Origin of the sequence: Parabacteroides sp. CH2-D42-20, assembly GCF_003670185.1 — a bacterium.
Lineage (GTDB): Bacteria > Bacteroidota > Bacteroidia > Bacteroidales > Tannerellaceae > Parabacteroides > Parabacteroides distasonis.
The window spans coordinates 217,777-236,270 of record NZ_RAYG01000005.1 but is presented as its reverse complement, the minus strand read 5'-3'; the positions used below and the strand labels follow the sequence as shown (position 1 = coordinate 236,270).

The following is an 18,494-nucleotide window of genomic DNA, read 5'->3' as shown; positions in this document are numbered from 1 at the left end:
AGATATGGCAACATTAAAATTTAAGACAAACGCTAAATGTGGCGGATGCGTGGCGGCTATCGGCGCTAAATTGAATAAATTAGTAAAAGAGGACGCATGGTCGATCGACTTGAAATCCCCGGATAAAACATTGACTATAACAACCGATCTTCCGGCGGAGACCATTCTTTCAGCCGTATCGGAGGCCGGTTTCAAGGCTAGTGCCTTGTAGTCGTAGCGATCGGATGGATGAGAAAACAAAGACAGACTCATGGTGAGGAAGTAGCGAATGTGCTTACGCATGGCGCGGGCATGTTGTTCGGCTTAACGGCGATTGTCGTCTTGATGATCGCCGGGATTCGTACAGGTGATCCGTGGGTGATCGGTAGTTTCGCCGTTTATGCGTTGTGCATGACTTCCTCGTATGTGACATCTACCTTTTACCACGCCGCTTCCGATCCCAAGCGAAAATGCCAGTTGCGCCGTTGGGATCATAGCGCTATTTATTTGCATATCGCGGGTACTTATACGCCATTTACCTTGGTGGCTCTCCGCGACGAGGGTTTCTGGGGCTGGGGATTATTTATTACGGTTTGGCTGGCCGCGGTTATCGGCATATGGTTTAGTTTCCGTCGGATGAAGAAAAAGGATAATTTGAAAACGGTTTGTTATCTGCTGATGAGTTGGGTGGTGATTATCGCTTTCAAACCTTTGATCGATGTTTTCCAGCGTACGGATTCGATGTATGTCTTATATTGGTTGATAGGAGGAGGCTTGTTCTATTCCTTAGGAACGATTTTCTTCTTTCTGGATAAATATAAATATATGCATTCCGCATGGCATTTATTTGTTCTCGGGGGAACGGTTTGCCATTTTATAGCGATCTATAATTTGGTGTAAGGAAAAATAAAGAAGCCGGAACTGTGTTTAGCGGTTCCGGCTTCTTTTATTCTTGTTCTTCCGGATGTTGTTTCTTGTATTTATAATCCGCTAAAATCAACCCCATTGAAAAGCAAGGAAGGGATTCGCCAGCTGGAGGATAGGCGGGGGTCGTTTCCGACTTCCGCTAGGTTACTCCATAGGGAGAGCATATTACCCGTGGCGTTCATCTCGGAGATCGGTTGGGATAGCTTGCCTCTCTCGATCAAGAAACCTTCCACACCATACGAGAAATCGCCGGTCGTGCTATTGCAGTTTCCACCGTTGAAGCCGGTCACCAATATACCTTTGTCGATAGAGGCGATCAATCCGTCCAGATCCTTATCACCATTCCGCATGGTAAGAATCGAGGGAGAGCCGATCGTTTGTTCCATGCCCATCTTGTTGGCGGAATACGTATCGATATAATACGTTTTCAATATACCCTGCTCGAATACCGGAAGACGTTTCGTGGCAACACCCTCGCTATCGAAATAACGTGCGCCGGAAGCCTTTACCAAATGAGGCTCATCTATCAAGGTCATCTTGTCGCTCGCTACCTTTTGGTCGATCTTATCCAACAAGAAAGAGTTCTTTTGCTGGATGGAGGAACCGTAAATGGCTCCGATTACTGGAGAAAGCAGACGACTGGAGTTCATGTTATCCACGATCATGGTATATTTACCGGACGCCACTTTCCGCTGTCCCAGTTTTCGAAGCACCCGTTCCAGCGCTTTCGTACCGATACCGGTCTTCACCAGCTCGTCATAATATAAGGAAGAGTCGTACCAATAAGACTCGGGACGGGCGTCGCCCTCCCCACGGATGCTGACACTTCCCACCAAGCCATAAGAGGAACCGGAAGCCTCGCCTTCGAAACCGTTGCTGGCTACCATGTACTTAAAGTCCTTCTCGTCGCTGTAGGAAGCGTTGGCGGAGATGATCCGGTCGTCCTTGCCCATGATCTCTTCACAGACGCTCATGGCCAACGATACCTTGTCGTCCGGTTGTACGGAGTCGAAATTCGGGTCGACCAATCGCAAGTCCGCCGCCCCACCTTTATAATATAAGGAAGCGTCCGGCAGCGTGCGAGCCTTGTCCTCGGCGAGGAAACGAGTGGCGGCGATACCATCCTTGATGAACTTCTCCAGCTCTTTCTTATCCAAGCGATTGGTAGAGTAGGAGCCGTAACGGCCGTCCACGAACAAATGAACCACCATGCTGTTCTCGGACGCCTGTTGCAGACGGTCTATTTTCATATCCCGTATCTCAAACGAACTGCTGGAACCATTGTAAAGCGTGACACGTGAAGACTGGCAACCATTCTTCAAGGCATATTCCATGGCCCATTGAGCCAATTTCTTATTTTCGTTTGTTATCATATTAATTTTCTCCTCCTACTGTAAGTTTGCTGACTAAGGCCGACGGCATACCGCAGGTTACCGGGCAAGACTGTCCATCCTTACCGCAGGTCCATGTGCCGTTATCCATTTTATAATTATTACCCACCATCGTGATATCCGCCAACGCTTTCGGGCCGTTACCGATGATATTAATATCCTTGATAGGTTGGGTGAGCTTGCCGTTCTCGATCAAGTAACCATCCTTCACGAAGAAGGTAAAATCGCCCGCGCCGATCTGTACCTGCCCGTTCGTGAAGTTGGCGGCATAGATACCTTTCTTTACGGTAGAGATGATCTCCTCTTCCGTCACGTTGCCCGCTTCCATATAAGTGGCACGCATACGGGGGATAGGCATCTGACGGAAAGACTCCCGGCGGCCATTGCCCGTAGAGGGGATGCCGTAATGTTTCGCACTGATACGATCGTGCAGATAACTGGTCAAGACTCCCTCCCGTACGATATAGGTTTTTTGTCCGTCCACACCCTCGTCATCGATATTGACCGAGCCCCGGTTGAAAGGAATCGTACCGTCGTCCACCACGTTGATATGCTCGTTGCAAACTTTCTTGTTCAGTTGATCAGAGAAAATAGAGGTGTTCTTACGGTTGAAATCTGCCTCGAAAGCATGGCCGATCGCCTCGTGCAATAAGATGCCAGAGCCACCAGCACCCATGACAACGGGCATTTCCCCGCCTTTTGGCTTGATCGCCTGAAATAAGATAGAGGTCTTATCCACCGCCTCTTGGGCAAGCTCGTCGATCAGGTCATCCGTTAGGAATTCCGCTCCCATGCGAAAAGCCCGTGCGGCGTACGAGTTCTCGATCTTCCCGTTATCTTCCATAATACAGACGGCACTCAAAGCACTCATCGGGCGATAATCGTAATAAATCTGCCCTTCCGAGTTACAGAATAAGATATGAGAGGTCGTGTCTCCCAAAGAGGCCATCACCTTGGTGACCCGCTTGTCCTTGGCGAAGATCTGATCGTTCAGTTTCTGCAAGAAAGGCATCTTGTCATTAATGGCTATCTCGTCCCAAGGTGTTTGTACGCTATAGAAATTGTTCGTATGCTTTTCCTCCGTTAAGTTGATAGGAGCGGTATTCGCTGATCCGGTGGCGATACGTGCGGCCGTACGAGCCGCCTTTAGCATCTCGTCTAAGGTAACGTTCTCTACGTAGGCGTATCCCGTTTGGTCACCAGCCAAGACTCGTACGCCCATCCCAAAATCGATGTTGGATGAGGCACGGTTTACGGCACCATCCTGCAACCCCACGTTGTTCCTGTATGAATGCTCGAAAAACAAATCGGCATAATCCCCGCCTTTCTCCAAGGCTGCCGCCAATACTTTCCTCAAATCCCCCTCACTCACCTTGAAATAATTCATGGCGAATGAAATACCGGCTGCTTTATCACTCTCACTACCGGTGCAACTTCCTAGTAAGGAAGGAGCCGCTAATGTTCCAAGCATAACCATACTTCCTGTTTTAATGAAATCACGTCTGTTAATATTCATGTTGTTGTTGTTTAGCCCAATCCATCACGTTTGCGGGTGGACGTTGATTCAATAATTCTTTTTTCATAAAGTCCATGTAAGGAGCTACATGCTTGAAGAATTTCTTGTATCCCTTACATAGATAATTTAGTCCCGGCTCCCCATTCGGCGTATGGAGGAACCTGTTTTTCGGGCACTCCCCATGGCAAGCGAAAAGATATTCGCATTCCTTGCATTGCGTAGGGAGCTTATCTTCTTTATCCGTTCCAAACTTTTGTTGTACCGGACTGTACATCATCTCCGTCAATGTCTTTGTTTGGATATTCCCGAGTTTGTATTCCGGGAATACGAAATGGTCGCAAGCGTACACGTCGCCATTGAACTCCATTACCCCGGCGTGACCGCAATGGCGGGCCAAGGAGCAGACCCCGGGTTGCTCGCCTACCCAGTTGGCCAAGGTGGAATCGAATAATTGGATGTAGAACTTGCCGACATCCTCTTTCAGCCACTCGTCGAACAAGGCGCAAAGGAAATCCCCCCATTTCTCGCTATCTACCGAGAACGGAGCTAGCTCGATCGCTGCGTCTTGCTCCTCGGGAGAAGATAGCTTGGTACCTTCCTTGTGCCGGCCGATACGCTCCACGATCGGGGCGAATTGGATGAAACGGCAATCCAGTTCCTTGAAGAAATTATAGAATTCCAGCGGATAATCCACGTTATAATCATTCACGACGGCCATGGCGTTATATTCTACCCCATGTTTTTTCAGCAACTCGATTCCCTTCATCACCTTATAGAAAGAGGGGAGTCCCTGCCGGTTCCTACGGTATTCGTCGTGGAACTCTTGCGGGCCATCGATAGATACACCCACCAAGAAATTATTTTCCTTGAAAAATTGGCACCACTCATCATTCAATAGGGTACCATTGGTTTGGATACAGTTGTCTATTTGCCGTCCTCCCGCATATTTACGCTGCAACTCCAAGGCTTTTTTATAGAAGCTGATAGGTCGCATCAGCGTCTCGCCTCCATGCCACGTAAACAAAACTTCTTGCATGGTTTGGCATTCCATGTATTCCTTGATGAACTTCTCGAGTATCTGATCCGTCATGATGTGATTCTTCACGTCCGGATAGAACTTACTTTTCTCAAGGTAATAACAATACTCGCATGCCAAATTACAAACAGAACCAACCGGTTTCAACATGATGTAGACCGGCTTGGCGAAAGGGGAAATATAGGAACTATTCATGGTATACTATTAGATATTACATTTCTATTTCAACTCGAACTCGCTAAGCACGATTTTTTGTTTTAGCTCGCTGAACGTTTGATCGGACTTAGTCAGTGTACGGAAGGTATATTTATCCCCGTATGCGGAAAGTACCTTTTCCATCTCATTTTCTCCGATCAGGAAATAACCTTTGGCGGGTGTTTCTTTATCGAAGTCATGGAAGATATTTCCCATATAGAAGTTTAACCCGTATAGATTCCGATAAATCCGAAGGTTATTTACGACATATACATTCTTTTTATTCAATGGATATTCTTTCAGGATACGTTCAGCGAAAACACGGCAAGAATCCCCTTCACGAATACCTCTCATAATGACACCGTCAATTAATAAATTAACCGAGAATGTCAAGGCTATCGTAGCGTAGAGGATCTTGATATTTATTTTCTTGAACATCTGGTAATAGACCGTTCCTAATATCAATAGATTTATGAAGATAATACAGATCGTAAGCGTACTGGGGTGAACTAATACTTTTGATACCATTTGTACCATGTCCAAGGTCGATGCGTTTTGTGTATATTGACCGACGATACCAACAGGATCAATAATACCGAATACCGTAAGCAAGATCGCTATCATGACGACACTTACTAGGGAAGCTAAAAAGGCAGCGAATACCCGAGTTACTTTCGTACGGTATTCTGTAATATATAAGGCATACTGAGCCAAGAACAAGGCAATGAACGGATAAGCCGGCATTAAATATACGCTTCGTTTACTGGAAGGTATCGAATAGAAGAAAAGGATGCCGACTAAAGCAACCAAACTAAATAAACGAACTTTTTCCATGGAGCGGATACGTTTCCACGTATTCTTTAAGATCTCTTTAATAGATTGCTCAGGCTTGCTAAGTTTCAGCCCGAATAAAGAGAAGAAAAAGAAAATAGTCCAAGGTATAAAGCCTGCCGCCAACGTCATGAAATTGTACCAAACACCATTCTCATGCCCCAGATCATAGGAAATTTCAGGAGTGTTTAGGTGTAAGAAACGAGCGAAATTCTCCGCTAATACGACATTAAGGAACTCATTTCCACCCTGCTTCCATGCAGCGGTATACCACAACATCGGTAGGAATAAAGAGGAAATTCCCGCATATAATAAAGTCTTGAATATGGTGAGATAACTGTATTGACCTAACATTAATAGATAAATGCCGAATACGAATAGGGGCAATACTACGCCTACCGGTCCTTTGGTCAGAACGGCGCATCCTAATAATAAAGGTATGAATATGGGAAGTCCTTTCAGCTCTAATTTATCTTCCCATCGATATAGCTGGAAAAGCCCTATGACGATGAAAGTAGTGAGCAACATATCCACCCGAGTCGTCATGGCCGCCCGATGTATCTCTACGCAGGTGACCAATAGGAGGGTCGCTATGAATGCCTCCTGAAACTTTACGATTCGTTTACCGAAAAAGACCAATACGAACCCGATCAAGGTAATAAAGGCTAAAGCCGATGGCAAGCGGGAGGTGAACTCGGAAACATATCCCTGTGGATAGGAGAAAGCAGCCATTAACCAATGCGCCATCGGTGGCTTAAAAGCGAACTCGTTCGCGTAAGATTGTGGCAAGACCCAATTACCTGTCTCAAGCATGGAGATCGCTACGGCCGCTTCCCGAGGTTCCCCTTTGGTGGAAAAATCGCCGAGGCCGATCCAAGGTAACACAGATATAATACAGATTACTACCATCATGGTTACCGGCTTTTGCAAGTAAAGATATTGAAGTGTAGGTGTACGCATATGACAATTAATATATAGGGCTTTGGCCCATTAATGTTATAAAACAGTTTGCAAAAGAACAATTTTTTATGGACTTTCCCCGCATTTTTAGAAACTTTTTATGTGCCCAATGAATGTTTGATAGCCTTTCGTATCGCTTCCGCATCCTCCTTGTTTTCCTTTAATATGGAGAGAATCAGGTTTAAATAACTCTCTTTGTTACTGATACCGCAGATCGCGCATAGGCGGCTCTGTGGTAACATCCCTTTTTGATTATAAACACGGAGGATGCTTTTGTAGTTCTCCGTTTCTATATAAGACTCGAACTCTTCTTTTATGTTTTTGTATATTTCTTCCGCATGGATGTTCAGACGGATACTCTCTACATGTTCGGTTAATTGCTCCACCGTCGTTATCTTGCGATCAACGGTAGTCTCCAGTTTTTTACGGACTTGATGTTTGGCATGAAGGATTACTTGCGAGTCCAGTTCTTTTTGGAAAAGACGTACTACGTTTTCTTTCACTTGCTTGAAAACATCGTCCGGATCTTTCATCAACCGTTTGGCGACCGTCTTGATCACATCCTCTATCATCAATAGGTTCTCCACTTCTGCTACGTCCGGTACATAAATATGTTGTTCCCGTAGATAGTTTATTTCTCCTTGCGTACGCCTATCACGATCTACGATACCTTTGCTATCTAATGTATGGAAGTCTTTCAGTTGGCCGAACGCTTTGGTTGTCTCGATTACTTTTTGGCAACCACCCATCGGTTTCACCAAATAATCGGGGAATATGAAGGGGTAAAGCTTACTGTCGATACTGTTCGTGTCGGTCCCTTCGATAAACAAGATCGGTTTCCGGCTGCCAAGTATTTCCATATATACTTCTTCTGGAAAACTTTCATTACTCTCGATCAACTCGTAATCCCATACGGAATGATCTGCGTCGTAAGAACGAATCCAGATCCGTTTGCTGTCGGAGCGGGAGGTGGCGAAATCAATGTCATGTGTGAGATAAACAAACGTACAGTCCGGGCGTATCGCCTCAATCTCGTCCCAAAGCTGGTTCTTTATGGAGTTGTGGAGAAGGGTTTCCGGCTCTTCGATCACGAGCAAGGCGTTCGGGCATGCGCATAATGCGGCCCCAATCAAGTAGAACACCAGTTTCTCGCTATCGCTCATGCGTCCGGCGGTGTAGGAATTTGAATCACGCCCCGTGGATACAAGCTCGATAAATCCCGACTTTCGTATCAGGCGATTATGCGGAAACATCTTTTCCCAGATCGCTTGTATAATATCTATCTTGGTGATCGGAGGATCTACTTCGTTATTAGTTTTGCTGGCTTCCTTGAAATTGACTGCCGCCTCGAACTCCTCGCTCTGGAGTTGCAAAATCAGTTTCTCGTATTCAGAAATACGTGGCATGAACAGTCGTTCTTTGATCATAGACTGTAAACGTGCGAATTCATTGGAGGCCGATAATTTAGATTCGTCATCGCTGATGAATAAGGCATGTATACCGGATATTCTTTTCGCTTGACCCGCATATCTCTCCAATAAATCTCTGCCAAAAGAGCTTTTCCCCGCACCGTTCGCTCCGATCACGACTAATATCTTCGTGTCTAGCATGATGGGATGTGTCACATTAACTTTCGTTGGGAGTGTTAGTTCCATACATGTTATTGATTAGGTTTTCAAAGATAAGCTTTTTCTTTGAAAGTTCGCACGAGACCTGAAAAATAAAGTGCCTTTCCCGAAACATCCTTAAAGACGGGAAAGGCGCTTTTATTAAAACCTTAGCAGAGTTTTTTCTTATTTGCTCTTCTCCAAGATAACGCGAGCGAGGCGAGCTTGTATTTGCATTAATGTATTAACATCCTCGTTCTCGAAATTGATGTCAGCTACTTTTAAACTTCTTTTGGAGACTACCGGAGCCGATTTAGCAGCCATTAATTCTTGTACTAATTCATCTACTTGCTCTTTGATTTTCTCTGCCTTTTTTGAATAATCTACTGTACGTGCCATAGTTCTTTTGATATTTTATTTTATGAATACTATCGCAAAGATAATTACATTTTTATAATACACATAATAAAACGTAAATATTCTGTGCTATTTTTACGAAAAAGTCCGAGCTGCAATATTTTCGCAGCCCGGACTAGGTAATTATCGAGATGAATGTGTGTTATGCTTTTGTCGTATTCGTCTCGGATACGTCATTTTTTACTTCCCAATGGAACGGTTCGAATTCAGTGTTCGGATCTACCCAAGATGCTTTCTTAGACGCATAGATAATAAACGGTGCCGCAACGACAACAATTACACCGATGAAGAGAACGGCGAACCAAACCGTATTATTTCCTGTAGAAATCTGGCTAGGAGGAATGAAACTTAATACGAACGCTAATAAGGAACCACAGAATCCTAAACCTCCGATCAACCACATCAAGCCATTGCCACCTTTTCCGATACGGAAAGGACGACCTGCCTTTTTCATCTTATAACGTAATGCGATCGCTCCGGAGAACATCAACATATACATTATTAAATATAAGATCACCGTAAGCTGTGATAAGATCTGATAAAAGCTTTGTACGGATGGCATTACCACGAATAATAAGCTAAGAAGTGTAACAGCCGCTCCTTGGATATAAAGGATGTTTTTCTGTACGCCGATCTTATTGGTCTTCTGGAAGAACGGGGGCAGATAACCTGCTTTACCAACTGCGAATATACCTTTGGAAGGACCAGCGACCCATGTCAATACTCCTGCTAATACGCCAAATGCCAAAGCGATAGCGATAATTGGGGATAACCATGAGGCATGAATGTACTTGAAGTAATTGTCGAATCCCACTAATAAACTTTGCGTAAGATTGATGTCTTTCTCTGGGATAATAATACCCAACGCAAAAGTTCCTAGTACGAAGATTACAACGGTGATCAAGGCACCGATAAATACAGCTTTCGGATAGTTTTTAGAAGGATTGTCAACGTCTTTCACGTGAATACCGCCCATTTCCATACCTGCGTAAAAAAGGAAGATACTTGCGGCTAAGACTAAGTTGTCGAATTTACTGAAGTCGGGGAAGAAGTTACTGTGGAAATCCATATTGGAATGCCCGCCAGTCGCTAGATATACGATACCTAAAATGATGAGTAAGGCCGCCGGGATGATAGTACCTACCATACCTCCAATTTTCGCTACTTTTCCAACCCAACTCAATCCCTTTAGTGAGATAAATGTAGCCAGCCAATAAATAATTAACACGATCGCTAACGTGTAGTATTTGTTATTCGCCAGCAGCATATCTTCGGGATGATCCATACCGATGAAGGCGATGGATACGGCTCCAAAAGTTAATACTGTCGGATACCAGATCGTACTTTCAATCCATTGAACCCAGATAGCCAGAAAGCCTAGACGTTTTCCATAGGCCTCACCTACCCAACGGAATACACCACCTTGTTTGTCTTGGAACATTGCCGCTAATTCCGCTGCCACCAAAGAGGTCGGGATTAAGAATACGATTGCCGCGAATAAGTAATAGAAAGCCGAACTTAGTCCGTATACGGCTTCTGCTGGCAGTCCGCGTAAAGATACTACTGCCGTCACGTTCATGATTGCTAGGGTAAACACACCTAGCTTTACTGTCTTGTTGATATTTGCCATAGATTTATGTTTTAAAAATGAGAATTACTTCTCTCGTTTAAGTCTGAGTTTATAACAGCGAATCAAAGAAGTTGTTTTGTTTTTGCTACGTAAAACTTGGTTAATTAACACATTTCGCTGTTTAAACAAATGGTATATGAGGTTTGTTGTCATAAACCAAAATGAAAAGGATTATAATTAAATAAATAGTAACGCTTATGAAAATGGCCGTATTTGATTTCGCATTGAGAAAGAAGGGGGTATATGGTGTGTTACATATCATTATACTATTGTTGTCGCTGTTCTTGGTTATCAGTATCTCCATCGATACATTTAAGAATATTCCCTTTTACACGCAAACTTCTTATAAGAAGATTCAATTATGGATCTGTTTGTTTTTTCTTTTCGATTTTGTTTTGGAACTTTTCCTATCGAAAGATAAATTACGTTATTTGCGAACGCACTTTATTTTCTTGCTCGTAGCGATCCCTTACCAAAATATAATAGAATATTATCATATTATCACCTCACCCGAGCTTAGTTATTTCTTACGTTTCGTTCCTTTGGTACGGGGCGGGTATGCGTTGGCGATCGTGGTGGGATGGTTATCGTATAATAAGGCATCCGGCTTGTTTGTTTCTTACTTGACGATGTTGTTGGCCACGGTTTATTTCTCAAGTCTTATATTTTTTGTCTTGGAGCATAAGGTGAACCCGTTGGTGGCTAATTATGGGGACGCTCTATGGTGGGCGTTTATGGATGTGACGACGGTTGGCTCTAACATATCCGCTATTACGGTTACGGGACGAGTCCTCTCAGTCGTATTGGCTGCTTTGGGCATGATGATGTTTCCAATATTTACGGTATATGTGACAAGCCTTGTCCAAAAAAGTAACGAGGAGAAAAAGAGGTTTTATGAGAACATACAGGCTCCTTCTCCCCAGCCAAAGGTGAAGGATAAATAGAACCCCTGGTTCCTTACGGTGGATACTGCGAGGTCTTCCCGTAGGGAGTAAATAGGCGGAAGGAAGTGGCGGAGACTACACTATGATTTGTCGGAAAGTTTGATTGGCTTCTGTTTTTTTCGTATCTTTACGGCCCCTAAAACCAGATAGGTAAAAGATGATAAAAGATAAGCAGGCATTGGAAGGCGGGCGCATATCCATACTTGGCGCACGTGTTCATAATCTGAAGAATATAGATGTAGAGATTCCGAGGAATAAGTTGACGGTGATTACCGGCATGAGTGGTAGCGGCAAGTCATCATTGGCGTTCGATACGATTTTCGCCGAGGGACAAAGGCGGTATGTGGAGACATTCTCGGCTTACGCCCGGAATTTCTTAGGGAATATGGAGAGACCCGATGTGGATAAGATAACGGGCCTGAGTCCGGTTATCTCCATTGAGCAAAAGACAACCAATAAGAATCCTCGTTCCACTGTCGGTACGACTACCGAGATCTATGACTTTTTCCGTTTGCTTTACGCTAGGGCGGGAGAGGCCTATTCCTATTTGAGCGGGGAGAAGATGGTGAAATATACCGAGGATCAAGTCTTACGGCTGATCTTGGATGAGTACAACGGGAAAAAAACGTATCTCTTGGCTCCGTTGGTCCGTAATCGTAAGGGGCACTATAAGGAACTTTTCGAGCAGATACGTAAAAAAGGATATCTGAACGTCCGTGTCGATGGCGAGTTGAAAGAGATCTTCCATGGGATGAAGCTGGATCGTTATAAGATGCACAGCATCGAGGTAGTGATCGATAAGATGATTGTCTCCGAGGCAGACGAGCGTCGTTTGAAAGAGAGCTTGAAGATCGCCATGAAGCAAGGCGATGGCCTTGTGCTGATACTGGATGCCGAGACTAACGAGGTTCGCCATTATAGTCGTCGCTTGATGGACCCGGTGACTGGATTGTCTTACAGTGAGCCGGCTCCGCATAATTTCTCGTTCAACTCCCCTCAAGGAGCGTGTCCGAAATGTAAAGGCTTAGGACAGGTCAATTTGTTGGATATGGACAAGATCGTTCCCGATCCATCCTTAAGTATATATAGCGGTGGCATCGTCGCTTTGGGTAAATATAAGAATTCGTTGATATTCTGGCAGATCGAGGCGCTTTGCCAAAAGCATGGCGTGACGATCAAGACGCCTATACGGGATATTCCCGAGGAGGCGATGGACGAGATCATGAACGGTACGGACGAGCGGTTGCAGATCAAGAATGACTCGTTAGGATCGTCTAACTATTTCTTGTCGTATGAGGGAGTCGCCAAGTATATCTTGATGCAACAGGAGAGCGAGGCATCCGCCTCGGCGCAGAAATGGGCGGGACAATTCATCAAGATGGCCACTTGTCCGGAATGTAACGGCTGGCGGTTGAATAAGGAGGCGTTGAGCTACCGGATAGCGGGAAAGAATATCGCCGAGTTGTCGGCCATGGATATCTCGGAATTATACGAGTGGCTGGAGGGTATCGAGGAGAAGCTGGACCCGAAACAGCTTCGGATCGCTACGGAGATATTGAAGGAGATACGCTCCCGCCTGCGCTTCTTGCTGGATGTGGGATTGGATTATCTTTCCATGAACCGGGGTTCCGCTACCTTGTCCGGTGGCGAGAGCCAGCGTATCCGTCTGGCTACCCAGATCGGAAGCCAATTGGTGAATGTACTTTATATATTGGATGAGCCGAGTATCGGTTTGCACCAGCGGGACAACGTCCGTCTGATTAACTCCTTGAAGCAATTGCGTGATACGGGAAACTCCGTGATCGTCGTGGAGCATGATAAGGATATGATGTTGAGTGCCGATTACGTGGTGGATATGGGTCCCAAAGCGGGTCGTCTGGGGGGTGAGGTCGTCTTTGAGGGAACGCCCAAGGAGATGCTGCGTGTAGATACCTTGACCTCTTCCTATCTGAATGGAAACACGGAGATAGCCGTTCCTGCCGAGCGTCGGAAAGGCAACGGGCAGTTTATTACGATCAAGGGAGCCAGCGGCAATAACCTGAAGCATGTGGACGTGTCTTTCCCCTTGGGTACTCTTATTTGCGTCACGGGTGTGTCGGGTAGCGGAAAGTCTACCTTGATAAACCGCACGCTGCAACCGATCTTGAGCCAGCATTTCTATCGCTCGCTGGAAGACCCCTTGGCATACGACGCCATCGAGGGAATCGAGCATGTCGATAAGATCGTGAATGTGGATCAATCTCCGATCGGTCGTTCCCCCCGGAGCACCCCAGCTACCTATACGGGGGTATTCTCGGATATCCGGAATCTGTTCGTGGAACTTCCGGAATCGAAGGTGAGAGGGTATAAACCGGGACGTTTCTCTTTTAACGTATCGGGCGGACGGTGCGAGACCTGTAAGGGAAATGGCTATAAGACGATCGAGATGAATTTCCTTCCGGACGTGCTGGTGCCTTGCGAGGATTGTCACGGCAAGCGATATAACCGGGAAACCCTAGAGGTTCGTTTTCGTGGGAAATCAATTGCGGATATCTTGGATATGACGATTAATATGGCAGTGGAGTTCTTCGAGAATATCCCGACTATCTTATCCAAGATCAAGGTCCTGCAGGATGTAGGTCTGGGATATATCAAGTTGGGGCAACCCTCTACTACCTTATCCGGTGGCGAGAGCCAACGTGTCAAGCTGGCTACCGAGCTGGCGAAGCGGGATACGGGAAAGACGCTTTATGTATTGGATGAACCTACCACCGGTCTGCACTTCGAGGATATCCGGGTCTTGCTGGGGGTATTGAACAAGTTGGTGGATAAAGGCAACACGATCATCGTTATCGAACATAACCTCGATGTTATCAAAAGCGCCGATTACTTGATCGATATGGGTCCCGAGGGCGGTCGCCGTGGAGGCAATGTCCTTTTTACCGGAACTCCGGAAGCTTTAGCAAAGAGTGGCGTCGGGTTTACGGCTCCGTTCTTGAAAGAAGAGTTAGATATAGCAAATAAGAAAAAATGAAGAATCCTATACAAATGATCAAGCAGTGCGTGGAGAAGGAGGAACCTTACTTCGTGCTGAGAGGGCAGGACGTATGTGCGTTGGCTGCCATAGAGACCTATTATGAGGAGGTGAGGAATAAGGTGAAAGATCCTTATTTCATCGAGGAGATCGAAGAGATCATGAAAGATTTCCGGGCGTACCGGGAGGAAGTGTCTAACACTAAAATACCGGATTGATTTATGGCAGACGACAGTTACAAGACCATCAAGCAAGTAGCCGAGGGATATTATACCGAGAAGCGCAGCCGCTTTATCTCGTATGCTATCCCCGTGCGTACGGTAGAAGAGGTGAAGGAGCAACTGGAGAAATACCGTAAACAATATTATGATGCCCGCCATGTATGCTGGGCGTATATGTTAGGTCCAGAGCGGCAGACGTTCCGGGCCAACGATGACGGGGAGCCTTCTTCCACGGCCGGGAAACCGATCCTCGGACAGATCAACTCGAATGAGCTGACCGATTTATTGATTGTCGTAGTACGTTACTTTGGTGGAATCGAGTTAGGAACCAGCGGGCTGATCGTCGCTTATCGCACGGCCGCCGCCGAGGCTATCGCCGCCGCAGAGATCGAGGAACGTACGGTAGACGAGGACATCACGGTCGTTTTCGAATACCCATACCTGAACGGGATCATGCGTATCGTAAAAGAGGATAACCCCGCTATCATCTCACAGAAGTTCGAGATGGATTGCGAGATGACGCTTCGTATCCGTAAAGGGGAGGCCGAACGCCTCAAGAATCGCTTGTTAAAGGTTGAGACCGCTTATCTAAAAGAGTAGCAAGCGATCAACTAATTCAATTTTCAATTGTTTTTTGTAGAGACAAGGCTCATGAGGAACCCTGCCCCTGCATTTTATTGTGTAAATATTAATATAGTTTTATCTGAATGAAAAAAGTTCTTTTATTCTCTTTTTTTCTAGTGTTGGGTTTGGTCGTGTCGCAAATGCTTCCCGCTATGGTGGGGGAACAGTATTCGCTGGTAAAGACGATCTCTAATACATTTTTGTTTATTTGCCTTGCGTTTATCATGATTAATGTGGGGCGTGAGTTCGAGATTGATAAGACCCGGTGGAAGTCTTATACCGAAGATTATTTCATAGCGATGGCTACGGCTGCGTTTCCGTGGATATTCGTGGCTTTATATTATATGTTTGTCTTGCTTCCGGGCGATTTATGGGGAAGTTGGGACGCTTGGAAGGAGAACCTGTTGCTAAGCCGGTTCGCCGCGCCTACCTCGGCGGGTATCTTGTTTACGATGTTGGCCGCCGCCGGGCTAAAAGCCTCTTGGGTGTATAAGAAGGTACAGGTATTGGCGATCTTCGACGACTTGGATACGATCCTGTTGATGATCCCGTTGCAAATCATGATGATCGGCTTGCGCTGGCAATTGGGAGTCATTATTCTGGTTGTGGTATTGCTCTTGATTCTGGGTTGGAAGAAAATGGGATATTATAATGTACGTCAAGACTGGAAAGCCATCTTGTTCTATGCTGTCGTGACGTTTGGTATCACGCAAGTGATTTATCTGGTATCAAAACATATGTACGGGGAGGAGGCTAGCATCCATATCGAGGTACTTTTACCTGCGTTTGTCGTAGGTATGATCATGCGGCATAAGCATATCGATACCAAGATCGAGCATCAAGTGTCCGATTTTATCTCTTATCTCTTTATGTTCCTTGTCGGAGTGAGCATGCCGGTGTTTATGGGCGTGGATTTCGCTCAGCAAGCGGCGGAAGTAACTACGGTGACAGGTTCCCAGCCGATGATGTCATGGTCGATGATCGCTTTACACGTCGTAATCGTCTCATTCTTATCCAATATCGGTAAACTATTTCCTTTGTTTTTCTACCGTGACCGGATGAAACGGGAGCGTTTGGCGCTGTCTATCGGTATGTTTACCCGTGGAGAGGTAGGAGCCGGCGTTATTTTCATAGCCTTGGGATATGGATTAGGTGGCCCTATGTTGATAATTTCTGTGTTAACTATTGTGTTTAATTTAATTTTAACTGGTATCTTTGTCATCTGGGTAGAGAAACTCACACGCAGCGCTTATAACCTGGAGCAAGCAGGAAAAGCCAAAGCTGTCAATTAATAGAAAAAACACTTGAAGGTATTTCAAGATGATATTCCGTTTCCCTCTTGGGAGGGAAAGGGAATAGTCATAGTACGATCAATTGTTGAAGACCTTCATCTAACTTATTATTTATGGACCGTACGATTAATGTTATCCTTAAACCGTTGCGTCGCTTCGCTATACAGAAGCCGAACGCTAGTCTTTTATTGTTTGCCGCTACCATCGTTGCTATGGTCTTGGCCAATTCGCCTTGGGCAGATAGGTATCACCAGTTATTAGCTTTTCCAATCGATCTGCAAGCCGGGCAGTTTAACTTCTTTGCGCATCATGGCGAGACCATGTCTATGCTGGCTTTCGTGAACGACGCCCTTATGGCGGTTTTCTTTTTCGTGATCGGTCTGGAGATCAAGCAAGAGGTATTGATCGGTGAGTTGAGTTCCGTGCGGAAGGCGCTATTGCCTATTATCGCCGCCTGTGGTGGAATGATCGTGCCGGTCTTATTTTATATGTTAGTATGTAATACGCCTCCCGAGGTAAACGGGGCGGCTATTCCGATGGCTACGGATATCGCTTTCGCCTTGGCCGTATTGGGCTTGTTGGGGAAGCGGGTGCCGTTGAGCATGCGTATCTTCTTGACCGCCTTGGCTGTGGTGGATGATATTGGAGGTATCATAATTATCGCCCTGTTTTATAGCGGGCATATCGCTTTCGAGCCTTTGTTGATATCCCTGATAGTCCTCGCTTTGTTGTATGTGGGAGGAAAGTTCCGGGTACACAACCGATTGTTTTTCTATATTGGTGGCTTTATCGTTTGGCTGCTATTTCTGGAGTCAGGAATCCATCCGACAATCGCCGGCGTGTTGATCGCCTTTACGGTTCCTGCCCGTCCGGTTGTTAAGCTAGATGATTTCACGTGTGATATGACCGGGTATTTGAATATGCTGGACTATACCGAGGTTCGTCAGTCCCGTAAAGCGGAAGTGCTTACGCCTACACAAATTCAGGTATTGAATAACATCCATACGTTGGCGGATAAAACGATCAGTCCGTTGCAGACCATCGCTGATAAGTTGCATCCTTTGGTAAACTATGTGATACTTCCTTTATTCGCTTTCGTGAATGCCGGTGTGACATTCGGGGATATCCAACCCCAGACATTAGTTAATGTACCGTTGGCGGTGTTCGTGGGCCTATTTGTAGGAAAGACATTAGGTATATTCTCTTTCTCTTACTTGTTCGCGTGTACGCCATTTGCCTCCATGCCTACAGGCATGAGCAAGCGTAATTTATTTGGAGTATCCATGTTGGGAGGAATCGGTTTCACGGTCGCTTTGTTTATAGCGAATCTTTCCTTTGACGGCAGTACGGCGGCGGGTGCCGATCTCTTGAATCAGGCGAAGCTGGGTGTATTCACGGGATCGTTTATATCCGGTCTTTGCGGTTATCTGGTATTGAAATGGGTTTTACCTAAAGAAAAAGTGGAAACGATCTAAATAAAAAGGCAGTCCGGCAAGGACTGCCTTTTACATTATATTATGCCGTAACTAAAGTTTCGTGAGATCTTGTTGCCATGTAATATATGATTTGATAATTGAGCACGCCTTCTTAAACCTCTTTGGATTTGTTGAATAGCGAGCCGATCCATAATAACAAAATAGCTCCGACCGTAGAGGTTATCAAGCTCCCTAAGATACCACCGGCCGATATGCCTAGTAAACTGAATACCCAGCCACCCAATACACCTCCAATAATACCTAGGATCAAATTAACAATGACCCCGAAACCTCCTCCACGCATAATCTTACCAGCCAGATAACCGGCTACGATACCGATGATAATAGACCAAATAAATCCCATAACGAATAGTTTTATATTTTATTAAAAAGTTCTGATGCTTTGTATTTAAACACATCCGAAAAGTCTTTGGTT

Annotated in this window: 16 protein-coding genes; 8 read left to right on the top strand and 8 right to left on the bottom strand. The window is 45.5% G+C overall.

What is annotated here, in order from left to right:
• Positions 1-4 precede the first annotated feature (4 nt).
• Together D7V92_RS05135 and D7V92_RS05130 are read left to right on the top strand one after the other, a co-directional pair.
• A complete protein-coding gene (locus D7V92_RS05135; protein ID WP_005857310.1) occupies positions 5-211 on the top strand; it encodes a heavy-metal-associated domain-containing protein in 207 nt (68 codons plus the stop codon).
• A gap of 17 nt (positions 212-228) precedes the next feature.
• The gene (locus D7V92_RS05130; protein WP_121772426.1) at positions 229-879 is read left to right on the top strand and encodes a hemolysin III family protein; all 651 of its coding nucleotides are present in this window, start codon (positions 229-231) and stop codon (positions 877-879) included.
• An 80-nt stretch (positions 880-959) separates the two neighbouring features.
• Here the strand turns inward: D7V92_RS05130 and D7V92_RS05125 are convergent, their stop codons facing one another.
• From D7V92_RS05125 to gadC, 7 genes are all read right to left on the bottom strand, one after another.
• The gene (locus tag D7V92_RS05125) at positions 960-2,279 is read right to left on the bottom strand and encodes a TldD/PmbA family protein (RefSeq protein WP_121772425.1); all 1,320 of its coding nucleotides are present in this window, start codon (positions 2,277-2,279) and stop codon (positions 960-962) included.
• Position 2,280: 1 nt separating this feature from the next.
• Positions 2,281-3,813 (bottom strand): TldD/PmbA family protein, encoded by a 1,533-nt coding sequence (locus D7V92_RS05120; RefSeq protein ID WP_121772424.1) that lies wholly within the window; start codon positions 3,811-3,813, stop codon positions 2,281-2,283.
• On the bottom strand, positions 3,803-5,044 hold the full coding sequence (locus tag D7V92_RS05115) for an anaerobic sulfatase-maturation protein (protein WP_005862697.1): 1,242 nt from the start codon (positions 5,042-5,044) through the stop codon (positions 3,803-3,805). The genes D7V92_RS05120 and D7V92_RS05115 overlap by 11 nt, the downstream gene beginning before the upstream one ends.
• Positions 5,045-5,068: 24 nt before the next feature.
• On the bottom strand, positions 5,069-6,835 hold the full coding sequence (locus D7V92_RS05110) for a glycosyltransferase family 39 protein (protein WP_121772423.1): 1,767 nt from the start codon (positions 6,833-6,835) through the stop codon (positions 5,069-5,071).
• A 98-nt stretch (positions 6,836-6,933) separates the two neighbouring features.
• On the bottom strand, positions 6,934-8,490 hold the full coding sequence (locus D7V92_RS05105; protein ID WP_022192595.1) for a DUF4435 domain-containing protein: 1,557 nt from the start codon (positions 8,488-8,490) through the stop codon (positions 6,934-6,936).
• A 138-nt stretch (positions 8,491-8,628) separates the two neighbouring features.
• The gene (locus D7V92_RS05100; protein WP_005857296.1) at positions 8,629-8,841 is read right to left on the bottom strand and encodes a hypothetical protein; all 213 of its coding nucleotides are present in this window, start codon (positions 8,839-8,841) and stop codon (positions 8,629-8,631) included.
• A 160-nt stretch (positions 8,842-9,001) separates the two neighbouring features.
• The gene (gadC, locus tag D7V92_RS05095) at positions 9,002-10,489 is read right to left on the bottom strand and encodes a putative glutamine/gamma-aminobutyrate antiporter GadC (RefSeq protein WP_005857294.1); all 1,488 of its coding nucleotides are present in this window, start codon (positions 10,487-10,489) and stop codon (positions 9,002-9,004) included.
• A gap of 197 nt (positions 10,490-10,686) precedes the next feature.
• Between gadC and D7V92_RS05090 the strand changes: the two genes are divergently transcribed.
• The 6 genes from D7V92_RS05090 to nhaA all read left to right on the top strand — a co-directional run bounded on the left by D7V92_RS05090 (position 10,687) and on the right by nhaA (position 18,058).
• Entirely contained in the window at positions 10,687-11,433 is a 747-nt protein-coding gene (locus D7V92_RS05090; protein ID WP_121772422.1) for a potassium channel family protein, read from the top strand.
• Positions 11,434-11,590: 157 nt separating this feature from the next.
• A complete protein-coding gene (uvrA, locus tag D7V92_RS05085) occupies positions 11,591-14,446 on the top strand; it encodes an excinuclease ABC subunit UvrA (RefSeq protein ID WP_121772421.1) in 2,856 nt (951 codons plus the stop codon).
• Complete coding sequence (locus D7V92_RS05080) at positions 14,443-14,664, top strand: hypothetical protein (RefSeq protein ID WP_005857287.1); 222 nt, start codon at positions 14,443-14,445, stop codon at positions 14,662-14,664. Before uvrA ends, D7V92_RS05080 begins: the two co-directional genes overlap by 4 nt.
• A 3-nt stretch (positions 14,665-14,667) precedes the next feature.
• A complete protein-coding gene (locus D7V92_RS05075; protein ID WP_005857285.1) occupies positions 14,668-15,267 on the top strand; it encodes a YigZ family protein in 600 nt (199 codons plus the stop codon).
• Between the two features lie 107 nt (positions 15,268-15,374).
• Positions 15,375-16,583 carry a cation:proton antiporter gene (locus D7V92_RS05070; RefSeq protein ID WP_005857283.1) on the top strand — a complete coding sequence of 403 codons (1,209 nt, stop codon included), beginning with the start codon at positions 15,375-15,377 and terminating at the stop codon, positions 16,581-16,583.
• Between the two features lie 113 nt (positions 16,584-16,696).
• Entirely contained in the window at positions 16,697-18,058 is a 1,362-nt protein-coding gene (gene nhaA / locus D7V92_RS05065) for a Na+/H+ antiporter NhaA (protein WP_005857282.1), read from the top strand.
• 112 nt (positions 18,059-18,170) lie between these two features.
• Here the strand turns inward: nhaA and D7V92_RS05060 are convergent, their stop codons facing one another.
• The gene (locus D7V92_RS05060) at positions 18,171-18,422 is read right to left on the bottom strand and encodes a GlsB/YeaQ/YmgE family stress response membrane protein (protein ID WP_005857281.1); all 252 of its coding nucleotides are present in this window, start codon (positions 18,420-18,422) and stop codon (positions 18,171-18,173) included.
• Positions 18,423-18,494: the final 72 nt, after the last annotated feature.